Below are 15578 nucleotides of genomic sequence, written 5' to 3' on the forward strand. Positions count from 1 at the left end.
TTCTCCAACACAGGCCAACCCATGTCCAAACCCAAGGTCCTCATCGCTTTCTATTCCCGCAACAGCTCCACCGAGCTTCTTGCCAAGGCCGTCGCCCAAGGCGCCATGGCCGAAGGCGCGGAAGTGCGCCTTCGCCGCGCGCGGGAGTTCGTCGCACCCGAGGTCATGCGCCAGGTGCCCGAGTGGTCCGAGCGGGCCAGCGAGATGAACGCCAAGTACGAAGCCCCGACCGAGGCGGACGCCGATTGGGCCGACGCCATCGTCTTCGGCACGCCGACGCGCTTCGGCTCCATTGCCGCCGAGCTCAAGGCCTACATCGATTCGCTCGGCGGCCTCTGGTTCCAGGGCAAGCTCAACGGCAAGGCCGGCTCGGTGTTCGGCTCGACCTCTTCCAGGCACGGCGGCAACGAGGCGACGCTGCTGTCGCTCTACGGCCCGATGGCGCACCTGGGCCTGATCATCGTGCCGCTCGGCTATGCCGATCCGGCCATGTTCGCGGCGGGCACGCCCTACGGTGCGACCCACGTCTCCAACCGCGATTCGGTGATGCCCGGCGCCGAGGACCTGGCCGTCGCGACCTACCAGGGCCGGCGCGTCGCCACGGTGGCGCGGTCGCTGCGCGTGGCGCAGCCGGTGCCGGAAGCCGCCTGAGACCGGGATAGCGAACGGGGAGCCGCAGCGCTATCCTCGGCGGCAGCGCTGTCGCTGCGTATGCCGGGCGGCCTCCCTGCTCTCTCACCAGGATTGCGATGCTGGACCTGAAGGATGTCTTCTATTTCGTCCAAGTCGTCGACCGCGGAGGCTTCACGGCCGCCGGGTCGGCGCTTCGCCTGCCGAAGTCGACGCTGAGCCATCGCGTCCAGGAGCTCGAGAGTTACCTGGGCGTGCGCCTGCTCAACCGAACGTCCCGCCAGTTCGGCATGACCGACATCGGCAAGGAGTTCTACCAGTATGCGGTCGCGATGCTGCACAGCTCCGACGTGGCCGAGGAGGCGGTGCGCCAGCGCCTGGCCGAACCCAGCGGCGTGATTCGGCTGACCACGGCCGTGGAGATTGCGCAGTTCGCGCTGCGCGAGATTCTTCCCGTCTTCCTGAACCGGTATCCCAAGGTGCGCATCGTCGAGATCGCGACCGACCGCTACGTGGACATGGTGGGCGAAGGCTTCGATCTGGCGATACGCGGGCACACGGGATCGCTCCAGAACTCCACGCTGGTGCAGCGCGCGCTGGCCGATGTTCCCTGGTACCTGTTCGCAAGCCCGGGGTACCTCGCGCAAAGCGGTGTGCCCGAGAGCCCCGCGGACCTTGGCCAGCACGCGAGCGTTGCGATGGTGCGCAATGGTCCGTTGCAGTGGCAGCTGAAAGGGCCGCACGGCGAAGAGCTCGCCATGCCCATCGACCCGCGCTTCCAGAGCAACAACATGGTCGCGCTGAAGGAGGCGGCCTGCGCCAGCCTGGGCATCGCTGCGCTTCCGGGCTACATCTGCAGGTCGGAGCTCCGGGACGGGACCCTGCAGCAACTGCTGCCCGACTGGTCGGCGGCCGATGCGCGCATCTCGGCGCTGATTCCGTTTCGCACCGGCCTGCTGCCCGCGGTGCGTTCGCTGGTCGATTTTCTCGCTGTGGAAATGCCGGTGGTCACGGCATTCGACCATCCCCGCAGCTTCGAGTGAAGCGTGCGCCGGGCGCAGCGGCGTCGTCCACGGACATGGACGCTGTGTCTGGCAAAGAGCGGCTTGTGAGCGGCGGGTGGAGGACCTATCTTGTCGGCCCTGACTTCCACAAGGCCGATCGAGATGAATCACTTGAATTGCTTGCCGCAAGACGGCATTTTCTGGGGCCAGCACATCCTGCAAGGCGCCGTGGCACGGCTCGGCGACCACGGCATCCATCGGCCGATGACGTTCACCGTCGAGCCGCTGACAAAGCTCTACCAGGATTGCGTGCGGCCCAACCTGAAGCAGTCGGTGGGCAGCTTCATGGAATTGCCGGCGCACGTGCCCGACGTGGCGGTGCAAGGCGGCCTGGACGCCTGCCTTCACGCAGGGGCCGAGTCGATCGTGGCGCTGGGGGGCGGATCGGTGCTCGACGCGGCCAAGGCGGTGTCGCACCTGCACCATGAGAAGACCGGGCGCTACCTGCCCATCGCGGCCTTGCCGACAACGCTGTCGGGCTCCGAGTTCTCCCACTACTTCGGCATCACCGAGACGGACGGTCCGGAGAAATTCAAGCGCAGCTACGCGGTGCGCGAGACGGTGCCCAAGGTGGTGGTGATCGACCCCGTGCTCGTGTCCGGCACGCCGCGCGCGCTGCTGCTGTCCTCCGCCATCAAGGGCATGGACCATGCGGTGGAGGGCATGCGCAAGGTGACGAAGGAGCACCCGCACGCGATCATGGCGGCCAGCGGCCTGGAGCGATTCCTGAAGGTGCTGCAGAAGTGGCCGCCCGCCATGGCGACGCGCGAGGCGCTGGACAAGGCGCTGGTGACGCCCGACGACCTGCTGCAGCTGCAGCTGGCGGCCTGGCAGTGCTACTTCTCGCCGGCCTCGGTCATCTACGGCCTCAGCCACCGCATCGGCCACATCCTGGGCGGCACCTTCGGCCTGCCGCACAGCGCGACCTCCTGCATCACCCTGGCGCCCGTCATCCGCGCCTGTGCAGATTTTTACGGCGACAAGCTCGAGATCTTCGGTGCACGCACGGCGCAGGCGGATGCCGCCACGCAGCTGGCCGACCGGATCGCGGGCGTGGTCAGCGCGCTCGGCCTGCCGGACCGCATCGGCGCCTTCGACCTCGACAAGGCAAAGCTGCCGGAGGTGGCCCGGCTGCTGAAGAAGAACTATCCCAACGAAGTGGCCGACCTGGGCAACAACGCGAGCCTCAAGCTCGACGCGCTGCTCGAGAGCCTCTGGTAAGCCCCTGCCGAGCCTTTGAAGAGCGCCTGGCCGAGAACGCATTGGTGCCTTGCAGACAACGCCGTGATCCCTCGCGCATGCCTACCGCCGAGGGCCGGCCGTTCCTAGGATCGATGGGGTCCATCCCACCCTTCAAGGAACCCCCATGCGTCTGCGCACCATCACCATCGCCCTGGCCTGCGGCCTCGGCGCTTCCCTCAACGCCGCCGCGGCGGATGTGAAGTCCATCTCGCGCCTTGCCGCGGGCCCCGGCAACGTATTGTTCGTTGCCGACTGGAAAGCCGCCCGCGTCCACGCGATCTCGCTGCCGGCGGCGCAGCAGCAGCCGGCGGGCACGGCGTTCAACATCCTCGACCTGGAGAGCCTGCTCTCGGCCCAGGTGGGCGGCGCCAAGGTCAGGGTCGAGGACATGGTCGTGCGGCCCGGCACCGCGCAGGTGTACGTGGCTGTGAGCTACGGCGCCGCGAAGACGCCGGCGCTCATCCTGGTCACCAGCGACAAGAAGGCGCGCCGCGTCGACCTGAAGGCGGCGGCCTCGACGTCGGTCGCGCTGCGCGACGCGCCCACCTCGGACTACAGCTTCTGGAAAGAGACGCCCGAGCGCAGCTTCACCGTCACCGACATGAAGTGGCGCGAAGGCGAACTCTTCGTGGCCGGCCTCTCCAACCAGGACTTCGCCTCGACGCTGCGCCGCGTGAAGTACCCCTTCGACGCGAAGCAGTCGATCACCTCGGTGGAGATTTACCACGCGGGCCACAACCTGATCGAGACCCGCGCCCCGATCCGTGCGATGAGCTTCGCGAGCTGGGGCGGCAAGAGCTACCTGGTGGCCGCCTACACCTGCACGCCGCTCGTGACGATCCCGCTGGACGACCTGAAGGACGGTGCGCATATCCGCGGCAAGACCGTCGCCGAACTCGGCTACGGCAACACGCCGGCCGACATGGTCTCCTACTCGCGCACCGAGCAGGGCAAGACCGAAGACTTCCTGCTGCTGGCCAATTTCGACCGCGTGTCCAACGTCATTCCCGTGTCGCAGCTGGAGGCCACGGGTTCGCGGCCCGGCATGGACAAGCAGGTGCCCTTCGGGCAGCTCGCGGGCGTCGAGGTGATGCAGGCGCCGCTGGCCGGCACGCTGCGGCTGGACAACCTGGACGACAAATCGTTCGTGGTCGTGCGCCGCCGGCTCGAGAAGGACGCGCTGCAGCTCGTGTCCATCGGCAAGGAACTGAGCTTCCGGCTGACCGACCATGTCTCGGAATACGCCTTCGCGGAGTACAGCTTCAAGGGCGACAACTTCCAGCTGCAGAACATCAAGCCGCGGCAGGACATGCTGCTGAAGGACGAAGGCTTCCCGGACCTGATCAAGGCGTCGGAGTAAGCCGTGCGTCTTTGCCGACTGTGCGGCGCCGCGGCGCTCGCCGTGGCGCTGGGCGCCTCGCACGCCGCGCCACCCACGCCATCCACCGCGGCTGCGCAAAGGGTGCGCGTCCAGCCGTCCGCCGGCCAGGTGCCGGCGAACCTGCTGCGCCTGTCCATCGAGTTCGCGGCGCGGATCGAAGGCCCGGTGCTGCCAAGGCTCGCGCTGCTGCGCCCCGACGGAAAGCCGCTCGTGCAACCGTTTCTCGAGCAGGAACTCTGGTCGCCCGACGGCCGGATCCTGACCGTGCTGATGCATCCAGGCCGCGTCAAGACGGGCCTGAACGCGCGTGAGGTCCTGGGGCCGATCCTGGTCGACGGGGACGATGTGAGCTTGACGCTGGACGGCCGTCCCATCCAGCACTGGCGCGTCGGGCCCGCGGACACGAGCGGTCCGGCGGTGTCGGCATGGCGCCTGTCGTCCGTGCGCGCCGCATCGAGGCAGGCGCTCGTCGTGACGCTGGATGGCGCCATCGATGGCCGGGACGCCGACTACATCGCAATCGCGGACCCGCAGGGCCGGCGCGTGAGTGGCCAAGCCCGGCTGAAAGACGGCGAGCGCACCTGGACGTTCACGCCGCATGCCCCATGGCGCGCAGGCGAATACCGGCTCATCGCGCGCGGCACCCTCGAAGACCCGGCGGGCAATCGCCTTGGCGGGCGCTTCGAAACGCCCGCAGATGCGCCGGCGGCTGCGCCTGTCGATGCCGCGCTTGCATTCACCGTGGGCCGGGCCTCGCCATCGGCCGGCATGCATCGCCCCTGAACCTCTGAGCCTTTCATGCATTCGACGCCGCCGCGAGGCCCTTGCCGCTCGATGCATCCGCAAATCAAATGTCCGATCGAACTTTCCGCCTCAACCTCCGGCTGCCGCAACTGCGCCGCAAGCGACATGGCGCGGCCCTGGTCCTTCTCGGCATCGGCGCCTGCATTTCGCAGGTGGCGCGCGCCGACACGCCGTTGCACCCACCCTCCTCTCTCTTCACCCAGTTCGGCTCGGCGCACGGGACCCGCACGCTGACCGCGGGGCTGACCTGGGACCTCCCCTACCGATGGCAGCTGGGCCCGGGCGAGCTCCGCAGCTATCTTGAAGCCTCCTACGCGTACTGGCAGATCCAGTCGACGGACCGGGCAGGGCTTTCGCACCTGTCGCAGTTCGCGTTGATTCCCGTGCTGCGCTATCGCCCCGCGGATGGCGCTTCGCCGTGGTTCTTCGAAACCGGGGTGGGGGTGACCGCCACCTCGTCGGTCTACAGGACCCGGCAGAAGAGCTTTTCGACGAGCTTCAACTTCAGCACCCACCTGGCGGTCGGCCGCAGCTTCGGCGCGCAACGGCAGCACGAGATCGCGTTGCGCCTCGAGCATTTCTCGAACGCCGGCATCAAGCACCCGAACCCCGGCGAGAACTTCATTCAGCTGCGGTACGCGCGCAGGTTCTAGCGGCGCCGCGCAAGATAGCGCGCGGGCGGCTGGCCCATGGCCTTCCTGAACATGGCGATGAAGGCGCTCACCGAGTCGTAGCCCAGGCCATGGGCCACCTGCTGCACCGAAAGGCCCGACGTGAGCCACTGCAGCGCCACGATCAGCCGCAGGCGCTGGCTCCAGCGGCCGAAGGACATGCCCGTTTCAAGCTGCACGAGGCGGGTCAGGGTCCGCTCGCTCATGGCCAGGCGCGAGGCCCACTGCGCTGCGGTGGTGCGGTCCGCCGGGTCGCGCATGAGCGCATCGATCAGGCGGCGCAGGCGCGGCTCCTCCGACACCGGCAGGTGCATGGCTTCGGTCGGCATGCGCGCCAGCTGGTCCAGCAGCACGGCATGCAGCCGCAGCGCCTGCGGCTCGCGCTGCGCGCCCTCGGGCAAGGCGGCCAGGTAAAGAATGAGCTCGCGCAGCAAGGGGCTGACGCTCAACGAGCAGCAGGTCTTCGGCATGGCCGCGGCGGCATCTTCCACGAACAGAAAGCAGACATTCCCCTCCGCCGAAACGCGCAGGCTGTGGGGCACGCCCCCGGGGATCCACAAGCCACCGTGCAGCGGTGCCATCCACAGCGCACCCGGCACTTCGCAGGCCACGGTGCCGCGCAACACCATCGCCAGCTGCCCCTGCGGATGCTGGTGCGCCGGCAATCCCTCCGCGAGCGCCTCGGTGCGAATCCGCACGGCGGCAACGCGCGCCTCCATCTTGTCGAATTCGAAGGTCCAGGCGCCTTGGCGATGCGTGCTCAGGCGTTCATCTTGACCGGATTTGCGCATATTCAGTCGGCCTGCAGGCATTCGAATCCGCGCATCGACACTAGATTCATCGGTGGCATTGCGCATTACTTCGGACCTCCATGCATTCCTCACAAACGGCAGATTCCTCACCCCGCGCCGCGCTCCTCATCGCCGGCATCCTGCTCATCGCAGCCAGCCTCAGGGCACCGATCACCACGCTCGGGCCCCTGCTCGAACCCGTGCGCGAAAGCTTTGCGCTCAACGCCTCGCAAGCCGGCCTGCTGACCACCCTGCCGCTGCTCGCGTTCGCCCTGGTGTCGCCGCTGGCGGCGCCACTGGCGCACCGGTTCGGCCTGGAGCGCGTGCTCTTCGCGTCGCTGGCCCTGCTGGTCGCCGGCATCGGCGTGCGCTCGGCCGGCACGGTGTCGGCACTTTTCGCGGGCACCTGCGTGATCGGGGGGGCGATTGCCGTCGCCAACGTGCTGCTGCCCAGCTTGCTCAAAAGGGACTTTCCTCGCCATGTGGCGAAGCTCACGGCCTGCTATGCACTGGCAATGATCGCCGCCGCCGGCATCGCATCGGCCGTGGCCGTGCCGCTGGACCATGCGCTGGGTGCCGGGTGGCCCGCCTCGCTGGGCACCGTGGCCGTGCTGCCGCTCGTCGCTGCGTTGCTGTGGTTGCCGCAACTGCGCTTTCGCACGGTGTCGGCGCCCGGCCTTGCCACGGGTGCGCGGGGGCCGTCGGTGTGGAAGGCCTCGCTGGCCTGGCAGGTGGCGGGGTACCTGGGCCTCACCTGCTTCATCTACTTCGCGGCGATTGCCTGGCTGCCTTCGATCCTCCAGGAGGTCGGCTTCTCGAGCGCCCGCGCCGGCACGCTGCATGGGTGGATGCAGCTGGCGGGGGCCGTGCCTGCGCTGCTGCTGATGCCGCTGCTGCACCGGATGCCCGACCAGCGCTGGATCGCCTTCGCGTCGCCCGCACTCAGTGCCTGCGGCCTGGCGGGCCTGCTGGCCCTGCCCGCCTTGACGCCGCTGTGGATCTTCGCCTTCGGCATGGGCATGGGATCGGCATTGATCCTGAGCCTGGCCTTCGTCGGACTGCGCGCGGGCAGCCAGCAGCTCGCCGCGTCGCTCTCGGGCATGTCGCAATGCATCGGCTACCTGCTGGCGGCTGTCGGCCCGACCTTGGTCGGCTTCCTGCACGAAGCCGCGGGCAACTGGACGATGCCGCTCGCGGCCTGCCTGGTGCTGTGCCTGGCGATGTGCGTGCTGGGGCTGTCGGTGGGCCGGGCCGTGCACATCGGCCAGTGAATGGCGCAGGAGGCCGGCGTCGCCGTCGGACTCGCCGTGTTCGGTCGATGGCATGCGTGCTCCAGGTGTCGGGTTCACCGGGGATCGTAGGAGCGCCCTGCCGGCGGCGCCAGGTGCCGGGGCGTGACCGCGGTGTTGCCCTGCGCGCACCAATGCATCGGCGCGCCGCCCCGCGATTGGTGCGCCCGCGGCAACACGGTGCGCCCCGGCGCATGCCTACCGCTGCTGCGCACGCCTGCCTAGCATCGTCGCATCGATCTAACGGAATCTCTCATGAAGCTCTATCACATGCCCGGCGCCTGCTCCCTCGCCGACCTGATCGTTCTCCAGTGGATCGGCGCCGACCACGAGCCGGTTCGCATGAGCCTGGACAGCATCAAGTCGCCCGACTACCTTGCCATCAATCCGGGCGGCACGGTGCCGCTGCTGGCGCACGGCGATCTCTCGCTCACCGAGAACGTCGCCATCCTCGGCTACCTGGCCGACCTGTACCCCGAGGCGCGCCTGCTGGGCGACGGCTCGCCGCGAGCGCGCGCCGAGGTCATGCGCTGGCTGGGCTTTCTCAACTCGGACGTGCACAAGGCGTTCAAGCCGATCTTCACGCCGCAGCGCTTCCTCAAAGACGCGGCGATGGCGCCCCTCCTTGCGGACAACGCGCGCGGCCATGTGCGCGAATACCTCGCGCGGCTGGACGGCCAGCTCGAGGGGCGCGACTGGCTGACTGGCGAACGGTCCATCGCGGACCCGTACCTGTTCGTGCTCTCGCGCTGGTCGGCGGCCAAGAAGGTCGACATGCAGGGCCTGGACAACCTCGCGCGCTTCGCCCGGATGATGGACGCCGACGCCGGCGTGCAAGCCGCGCTGGACGCCGAGCGCAGCATGCCGCAGTAAGCCGGGGTACGCCATGAGACTCTCGCTGGCCTCTTCCCTCGAAGCCACCCCACCGGGCTGCGCCACGTCGAGCGCACTTGCCCGCTGGTACGCAGAACAGCCCGCCGTGCGGCGCCTGTGGGCGATCCGCGCGGCGGACGAGCCCATGCTGCGCGTCATCGTGCTGCTGGAACCCTCGCCAGACGGCGACGAGATCAGCCCCGCCTGGATGGCCCATGGCAGCCGGTGGGCGCGCGACCTGCGCGAGCGGCTGGCGGACGCCGTGCAACTGGAACGCATCGACGGGCCGCTGCCCGAAGAGTTCGAGATCGACGGCGAAGGCGCCGTGCTCTCGGCGCTGTGCTGGCGCGACTCGACCGCGCTCGAAGCCTGAGCGCCAGGAACACGCTCCGTGCCTACCCGCCCCTTCGAATTCCTCAACCGGAACGGACACCGCCTGTCGGGCAGCCTCGAAATGCCGGAGGGCATCCCGCGGGGTTGGGCGCTGTTCGCGCACTGCTTCACCTGCGGCAAGAACAACCTCGCGGCCGTGCGCATCGCGCGGACGCTGGCCAGCGTGGGGATCGGGGTGCTGCGCTTCGACTTCACCGGGCTGGGCGGCAGCGAGGGGAATTTCGCCGACGCGAGCTTCTCGCTGAACGTGCAGGACCTGGTGTCGGCCGCCAGCGCCATGGAGGCCGCCGGCATGCCGCCCCGCCTGCTCATCGGCCACAGCCTCGGCGGCTCCGCCATGCTCGCTGCGGCGGACCGCATTGCGGGCGCGCACGCCATCGCGACCATTGCCGCGCCGTTCGATGTGGCGCAGGTGCTGCACCTGCTGGACCCCGCGGGTCTTGCGCGCCTCCAGACCGAGGGACAGGCGCTGGTCCAGGTGATCGGACGGCCGATGGCGGTCGGCAAGGCCTTCGTGGACGACCTGCGCACGCATGACCCGGGGGCGCGCATCGCGGCCCTGCACCGGCCGCTGCTGCTGCTCCATGCGCCGCAGGACCACACGGTCGACATCGAGAACGCCACGCGCATCTTTCTGGCAGCGAGGCATCCCAAGAGCTTCGTCTCGCTCGACGATGCGGACCACCTGCTGTCGAAGCGCGAGGACGCCGAGCAGGTCGCGCGCCTCATCGCAACCTGGGCGGACCGCTACCTGCCCGAACCGCCCGCCGGCCGCCCGGTTGCGGCGGACGCTGAGGCAGAAGAAACGGGCCTCGGAAAATTCCAGCTCGCGCTGCGCTCGGGCGGCTCGCGCTGGCTCGCGGACGAACCCGAGACGGTGGGCGGGCTCGGTTCGGGCCCGACGCCCTACAACCTGCTGTCGTCCGCGCTCGCCGCCTGCACGACCATGACGCTGCGCCACTACGCCGACAGCAAGGGCTGGCCGGTCACGCGCATCCGCACCGCGGTCAACCACTGCAAGGACAAGGCAATCTCCCCGCCCGACGTCTTCAGCCGGCGGGTGTCGATCGACGGCGCCATCACCGAGGCGCAACGCACACAGCTGCTCGACATGGCGCAGCGATGCCCCGTTCACCGCACCCTCGAAGGCGGAGCGCGCTTCGAGCCCGTGGAAGGCGAGCCACCGGCCTGAACGCGGGCTGCACAGCCAAGGCGCGATTGGTGCCTTGCGGACAACACCGTGATCCATCGCACAGGCCTACCGCGCCGTGCCACCCGATCCTACGATTCATCCATCGCATCAAAGAAGGCAAGACCATGATCAAGATTGCAAGAAGCATCGGACTGACACTGCTGTTCGCCGCGGGCGCAGCAACGGCCCAGAACGCCGCTTCGCACGGCACGCCCAAGGACGCCAAGGTGACGCCGCTGATGACCCAGGAGATGAAGGACATCCCCGGCAAGGAAGTGCTGATGATCACGGTGGACTATCCGCCGGGCGCCGTCGATCCGGTGCATCGCCACGACGCCCACAGCTACGTCTACGTGCTCGAAGGCTCGATCGTGATGGGCGTGAAGGGCGGCACGGAAGTGACGCTGAAGGCCGGCGACACCTTCTACGAAGGCCCCGACGACATCCACACCGTCGGCCGCAACGCGAGCAAGACCAAGCCTGCGAAGTTCGTCGTCATGCTCGTGAAGAACAAGGGTGCCGAGTTCTTCATTCCAGTGAAATAACCCACCGGTTGCATTCCACCCGCCGCAACGAAGATGACGGGTGTCAGATCGCCGAGGCGGCTGTAATGAGGCGTGCACTTTCCACCCGTTCGTGCACGGGACAGACTCACGTCGGCGCGGTGTCCCCGCGTAAATCCGACCAGCAACACAGCGACGCGGCGGGTGGAAGGCATCCCTTGCTTCCTGCAACAGGGGGCCGGCACAAGTACACAGGACCTCTGCCATGAAACTCTTCTACATGCCCGGAGCCAGCGCACTGGCCGACCACATCGTGCTCGAGTGGTCCGGCCAGCCCTACGAGGCGGTGCGCATGGACCGCCGCAGCATCAAGATGCCGGAGTACCTGGCGCTCAACCCGGCCGGCGTGGTGCCGCTGCTCGTGCACGGCGACTTCACGCTGAGCGAGAACGTCGCCATCCTCGGCTACCTCGCGGACCTGCATCCGCAGCTGCAGCTGGCGGGCGACGGTTCGCCGCGCGCGCGGGCGGAGGTCATGCGCTGGCTCGGCTTCCTGAACTCCGATGTGCACAAGGCGTTCAGGCCGATCTTCTTTCCCGAGCGCTATCTGCCGGACGACGGCCTGGCGGCGCAGCTGGCCGCCACGGCGCGCGGCCACGTGCGCGAGTACCTTGGGCGGCTCGACGCGCAGCTCGAAGGCCGCGAATGGCTCACGGGCCGGCGCTCCATTGCCGACGCGTACCACTTCGTGATGCTGCGCTGGGCCATCGGCACGAAGGTCGGGCTGCACGGCTTCGAAAACCTGACGGCCTTCGTTCGCCGGATGCATGCCGACGAGGGCGTGCATGCGGCCCTCGTGATGGAGGAAGGCCTGGCGCCACGCACCGAGCGCGCGCACAGCGCGCCCGATCAATTGATGCGCCTGAACGAACGGATCCGCGACAACCTGGCCACCACGCTGAACGCCGAAGTGGTCGGGCTGGTGGAGTACAGCGAAGGCGACGGCGCCGAGCTCGAAGTGCGCCGGGGCCTCGTGGAGATCGAGGTCTCGCGGATGGACACGGTCTTCAGCTGGCAGGACGAAAACTACCGCGGCCAGGCGGCCATTCCCTTCCAGAATTTCTCGCGCTATGTCAGCAATGGCGCGATCCGGCTCGATCTGTAGATACACAACCTGCAAACGCCATGAAAAATTCCGCCCCCCTCACCCCCTTGCATGCAAAGGTGTGCGCATGACCGCCGGCTGCCCCCACCTGGAGCAGGTCCGCCCGGTCACGCCAACCACCACAGGTTGCGAGGAATGCCTGCGTTCCGGCGGCCGCTGGGTCCACCTGCGCATGTGCCTCAGTTGCGGCCACGTCGGATGTTGCGACTCCTCGCAGGGAAAGCACGCGACCGGCCACTTCCACGAAACCGGCCATGCGGTCATTCAGTCCGCGGAGCCCGGCGAATCCTGGAGATGGTGCTATGTCGACCACAAGCTCGTCTGACAGCGCCGCCGATGCGGTGTTCGACGCCACGGGCATCGCCGCCCGTGCCAAGCGCGCCGGCGACCTTGCGCCCGACGCGACCCTGCCGGACGGTGCCGGCCGCCTGGTCCGACTGTCGGACGAATGGCGCAAGGGCCCGCTCGTGCTGGTGTTCTACCGCGGCGGCTGGTGCGGCTACTGCAGCCTCCAGCTGCGGGCCTGGCACCAGCGGGCGGACGACCTGGCGCGGCTCGGCGCCACGCTCCTTGCGATCTCGCCGCAGACGCCCGACCATTCGATGCGTACGGCCGAGGACAACCAGTTCACGTTCACCGTGCTCAGCGATTCCAACCTCGAAGCCGCCAGCGGCTTCGAGCTGGCCTTCACGCTCCCGCCCGAGCTCGTCAGCTTCTACGGCTCGGTGGGCACCGACATTCCCGTCCTGAACGGCAACGGCCTGTGGGTGTTGCCGGTTCCGGCGACCTATGTGATCGATGAGGATGGCCGCATCCGTTTCGCCCACATCGAGGAGGACATCCGGAAGCGCGCAGAGCCGGCCGATGTGCTGCGCGCAATCGAAGACATGGTCCGCGGCCGCGCCCTTGCGGCAGCCAGTGCCCCCTGAAGGTCCCATGCGACGAAGCCCGCCAGTGAGTGACTGGCGGGCTTCCTGCGATGGGCCTCAGGCGATTCGCAGCTTCACTCGGGCGTGCCGCCGGGAACGGGCTTGCGGCGATTCGGCTTGCGCGTATCGCGCGTCTGGTGGCGCTTCTCGCCGGCAATGGCGGCCGTGTCGGTTCCGATTGCGCCGCCTTCGGCGGTCTTGACCGTGTCGCCCGAGGCCACGGCGGCCCTGCCTGGCGCCTTGGCCGCCACCCTGGCCTGGGCCCGCACCTGGGGCTTGCTGTCGGTGACGGCCTGGTTCTCCGCCGATTGCGCGAAGACGCTCGCCGCGGCCAGGAAGGCGGCCGTCATGACGGTGATGTGCTTGATCATTTGATGGACTTTCCGAAAGTGAATGGAGGACGCCGCATTGCCGCAAGCGTCCAAAAAATTCTAGGACGCAGCCGCGCCGGATTTCGCCTTCGGCTGGTGCCATTTCGGAAACATGCCGAGTCCCTGGCCGGATTGTTGCGCGTTGGGCAACACCGTGAAGCCCCGCACATGGCTACCGGCGGCACCTTCTCCAACCTACGCTACCTCCTGTCTGCGCGGTCTTCGCAAGACGGATGACTCAGCCGTTCCGAGTCCAGGCATCCGCCACCCATTCCAGGAGTTAGTCGTGACCCAACGTGTCAACTATGTCGAGCAATCGCCCGAACTCTTCAAGAAGTTCGTCGAGTTCCTCAACGCGATCAAGGAAGGCGCCATCGAAGAGCCGATCCGCAACCTGGTGTCGATCCGCACCTCGCAACTCAACGGCTGCGCGTTCTGCCTGGACATGCACGTCAAGCAGGCCAGGATCCAGGGCGAGCGCGAGCTGCGCCTGTACCACCTGGCCGCATGGCGCGAATCGACGCTGTTCATTCCGCGCGAACGTGCGGCGCTGGCCTGGACCGAGGTGCTGACCAGGCTGCCCGAGCAAGGCGTGCCCGACGACATCTACGAGCGCGTGCGCACGCAGCTGTCGGAGAAGGAAATCTCCGACCTCACTTTCCTCATCATGTCCACCAACGCATGGAGCCGCCTGAACATCGGCTTCAAGAGCGTGCCCGGCGCCTCGGACAAGGTCTTCGGCCTGGACAAGGCAAAGCTCGCCTGATCCGCGCCGCCGGGAACCACCTTCGCCAACCAACCAGCCCCTTGCGGGCCAAAGGAAATCACCATGAAGATCGTCGTCATCGGCGGCTCGGGCCTCATCGGCTCCAAGGTCGTCAGCAAGCTGCGCGAAGCCGGCCATGAGGTCGTTGCCGCATCGCCCGCATCGGGCGTCAACACCATCACCGGCGAAGGCCTGGCCGAGGCCCTCAAGGGCGCGCAGGTGGTGCTGGACGTGGCCAACTCGCCTTCGTTCGAGGACAAGGCCGTGCTCGAATTCTTCGAGACCTCGGGGCGCAACCTCCTGGCCGCGGAAGCCGTGGCCGGCGTGAAGCACCACGTCGCGCTGTCGGTGGTCGGCACCGACCGCCTCTCCGAAAGCGGCTACTTCCGCGGCAAGATCGCGCAGGAAAAGCTGATCCGCGAATCGAAGATTCCCTACACCATCGTCCATTCGACGCAGTTCTTCGAATTCCTCGGTGGCATTGCGCAGTCGGGCACCGACGGCGACACCGTGCGCCTCTCGCCGGCCTTCGTGCAGCCGATCGCATCGGACGACGTCGCAACTGCCGTGGCCGACTACACCCTGGGCAAGCCGGTGAATGGCGTGGTCGAGATTGCCGGCCCCGAGCGCGTTCGCCTGTCCGACCTGGTGCAGCGCTTTCTCGCCAAGACCAGCGATCCGCGCAAGGTCGTCCAGGACGTGCACGCGCGCTACTTCGGTGCGGAGCTGAAGGACGAAACGCTGGTGCCGGGCCCCAACCCGCGCATCGGCGCGCTCGGCTTCGAAGCCTGGTTCGCGCTGCCCAAGCCGGCACGCTGACACAAAGACCACCTTCGGCCACATCGGGATGCGGCCGGGGGTTCCTGCCCCACGGCCCTCCTCTCCCATCCTGATGACGCCATGCCCGACAGCTCCGTACTCTCCACACTCGCCTCGACGAACCTGGCCGACATCAGCCGCGGACGCTACGTCGTCGATCCCGCACATTCGCAGGTGCTGTTCAGGGTGTCGCACTTCGGCATCTCGACCTATTTCGGCGAATTCACGGGCCCTTGCGGCACGCTCGACATTCCGCTGTCGGCACACGGCAGCGACACGCGGCTCGCGGTGTCCGTGCCCGTCGCCAACGTGAGGACCACGAGCCCCATCCTGGATGGCGAACTCAAAAGCCGAGACTGGCTGGACGCCGAGCGGTTTCCGTTGGTCTCCTTCGACTTTGCCGCGCCGCTTTCCCTGGCTGCGAATTCATTCCAGGTGGCCGGCGCCCTCGCCCTGCACGGCGTGACGCGCAACGCCACATTCGACGTGAGCTTCGTCGGCGCCGGCATGAATCCGGCAAAGCAGGTCTACACGGTCGGCTTCGACATCCGGGGCCGCATCCGCCGCAGCGACTACGGCGTGACCGCCGCGCTCCCGATGATCGGCGACGAGCTGGGTCTCATCATCAGTGCGGCTTTCGAACTCGAAGCCCCTGCCGCCTGAGCGTGCTCTTGCGCAACACCATTGAACAGAAG

At 67.9% G+C, this 15578-nt stretch carries 19 protein-coding genes; 17 read left to right on the forward strand and 2 right to left on the reverse strand.

Annotation, left to right across the window (positions count from 1 at the left end; translation table 11 throughout):
- The first annotated feature begins 21 nt into the window (after positions 1-21).
- The 6 genes from wrbA (at position 22) to AC1DSC_RS10385 (ending at position 5774) form a co-directional block, all read left to right on the forward strand.
- Positions 22-651 carry an NAD(P)H:quinone oxidoreductase gene (wrbA, locus tag AC1DSC_RS10360; protein WP_015865476.1) on the forward strand — a complete coding sequence of 210 codons (630 nt, stop codon included), beginning with the start codon at positions 22-24 and terminating at the stop codon, positions 649-651.
- Between the two features lie 98 nt (positions 652-749).
- Positions 750-1673: a LysR substrate-binding domain-containing protein gene (locus AC1DSC_RS10365; RefSeq protein ID WP_015865477.1), complete on the forward strand. Its 924-nt coding sequence runs from the start codon at positions 750-752 to the stop codon at positions 1671-1673.
- A gap of 123 nt (positions 1674-1796) precedes the next feature.
- Positions 1797-2915 carry an iron-containing alcohol dehydrogenase gene (locus AC1DSC_RS10370; RefSeq protein ID WP_062364773.1) on the forward strand — a complete coding sequence of 373 codons (1119 nt, stop codon included), beginning with the start codon at positions 1797-1799 and terminating at the stop codon, positions 2913-2915.
- Between the two features lie 145 nt (positions 2916-3060).
- Positions 3061-4296 carry a hypothetical protein gene (locus tag AC1DSC_RS10375; protein ID WP_062364774.1) on the forward strand — a complete coding sequence of 412 codons (1236 nt, stop codon included), beginning with the start codon at positions 3061-3063 and terminating at the stop codon, positions 4294-4296.
- Between the two features lie 3 nt (positions 4297-4299).
- A complete protein-coding gene (locus AC1DSC_RS10380) occupies positions 4300-5100 on the forward strand; it encodes an Ig-like domain-containing protein (RefSeq protein ID WP_062364775.1) in 801 nt (266 codons plus the stop codon).
- 68 nt (positions 5101-5168) lie between these two features.
- Positions 5169-5774, forward strand: coding sequence for an acyloxyacyl hydrolase (locus AC1DSC_RS10385; RefSeq protein ID WP_062364776.1), 606 nt, complete (start codon positions 5169-5171; stop codon positions 5772-5774).
- On the opposite strand, the gene AC1DSC_RS10390 is transcribed toward AC1DSC_RS10385, so the two are convergent.
- Positions 5771-6583 carry an AraC family transcriptional regulator gene (locus tag AC1DSC_RS10390; protein WP_062364777.1) on the reverse strand — a complete coding sequence of 271 codons (813 nt, stop codon included), beginning with the start codon at positions 6581-6583 and terminating at the stop codon, positions 5771-5773. The genes AC1DSC_RS10385 and AC1DSC_RS10390 overlap by 4 nt on opposite strands.
- 80 nt (positions 6584-6663) lie before the next feature.
- Between AC1DSC_RS10390 and AC1DSC_RS10395 the strand changes: the two genes are divergently transcribed.
- From AC1DSC_RS10395 to AC1DSC_RS10430, 8 genes are all read left to right on the forward strand, one after another.
- On the forward strand, positions 6664-7854 hold the full coding sequence (locus tag AC1DSC_RS10395) for an MFS transporter (RefSeq protein ID WP_062364778.1): 1191 nt from the start codon (positions 6664-6666) through the stop codon (positions 7852-7854).
- A 273-nt stretch (positions 7855-8127) separates the two neighbouring features.
- Positions 8128-8745: a glutathione S-transferase family protein gene (locus AC1DSC_RS10400; protein ID WP_062364779.1), complete on the forward strand. Its 618-nt coding sequence runs from the start codon at positions 8128-8130 to the stop codon at positions 8743-8745.
- A 13-nt stretch (positions 8746-8758) separates the two neighbouring features.
- On the forward strand, positions 8759-9118 hold the full coding sequence (locus AC1DSC_RS10405) for a hypothetical protein (protein ID WP_062364780.1): 360 nt from the start codon (positions 8759-8761) through the stop codon (positions 9116-9118).
- An 18-nt stretch (positions 9119-9136) separates the two neighbouring features.
- The gene (locus AC1DSC_RS10410; RefSeq protein WP_062364781.1) at positions 9137-10330 is read left to right on the forward strand and encodes a bifunctional alpha/beta hydrolase/OsmC family protein; all 1194 of its coding nucleotides are present in this window, start codon (positions 9137-9139) and stop codon (positions 10328-10330) included.
- 125 nt (positions 10331-10455) lie between these two features.
- The gene (locus tag AC1DSC_RS10415) at positions 10456-10875 is read left to right on the forward strand and encodes a cupin domain-containing protein (RefSeq protein ID WP_062364782.1); all 420 of its coding nucleotides are present in this window, start codon (positions 10456-10458) and stop codon (positions 10873-10875) included.
- A gap of 223 nt (positions 10876-11098) precedes the next feature.
- A complete protein-coding gene (locus AC1DSC_RS10420) occupies positions 11099-11998 on the forward strand; it encodes a glutathione S-transferase family protein (protein ID WP_062364783.1) in 900 nt (299 codons plus the stop codon).
- Positions 11999-12065: 67 nt separating this feature from the next.
- Positions 12066-12323, forward strand: coding sequence for a UBP-type zinc finger domain-containing protein (locus AC1DSC_RS10425; protein ID WP_015865489.1), 258 nt, complete (start codon positions 12066-12068; stop codon positions 12321-12323).
- Positions 12301-12927: a peroxiredoxin-like family protein gene (locus tag AC1DSC_RS10430; RefSeq protein ID WP_015865490.1), complete on the forward strand. Its 627-nt coding sequence runs from the start codon at positions 12301-12303 to the stop codon at positions 12925-12927. The genes AC1DSC_RS10425 and AC1DSC_RS10430 overlap by 23 nt, the downstream gene beginning before the upstream one ends.
- Positions 12928-13001: 74 nt before the next feature.
- Here AC1DSC_RS10430 and AC1DSC_RS10435 read toward each other — a convergent pair whose 3' ends face one another.
- Positions 13002-13298, reverse strand: coding sequence for a hypothetical protein (locus AC1DSC_RS10435; protein ID WP_062364784.1), 297 nt, complete (start codon positions 13296-13298; stop codon positions 13002-13004).
- 286 nt (positions 13299-13584) lie between these two features.
- Here AC1DSC_RS10435 and AC1DSC_RS10440 point away from each other — a divergent pair, with 286 nt between their 5' ends.
- From AC1DSC_RS10440 to AC1DSC_RS10450, 3 genes are all read left to right on the forward strand, one after another.
- Positions 13585-14064: a carboxymuconolactone decarboxylase family protein gene (locus AC1DSC_RS10440; RefSeq protein ID WP_062364785.1), complete on the forward strand. Its 480-nt coding sequence runs from the start codon at positions 13585-13587 to the stop codon at positions 14062-14064.
- Positions 14065-14127: 63 nt separating this feature from the next.
- Entirely contained in the window at positions 14128-14883 is a 756-nt protein-coding gene (locus AC1DSC_RS10445; protein ID WP_018904426.1) for an SDR family oxidoreductase, read from the forward strand.
- 81 nt (positions 14884-14964) lie between these two features.
- Complete coding sequence (locus AC1DSC_RS10450) at positions 14965-15546, forward strand: YceI family protein (RefSeq protein WP_015865494.1); 582 nt, start codon at positions 14965-14967, stop codon at positions 15544-15546.
- Positions 15547-15578 lie beyond the last annotated feature (32 nt).

The organism is Variovorax sp. 01N425, assembly GCF_056399465.1.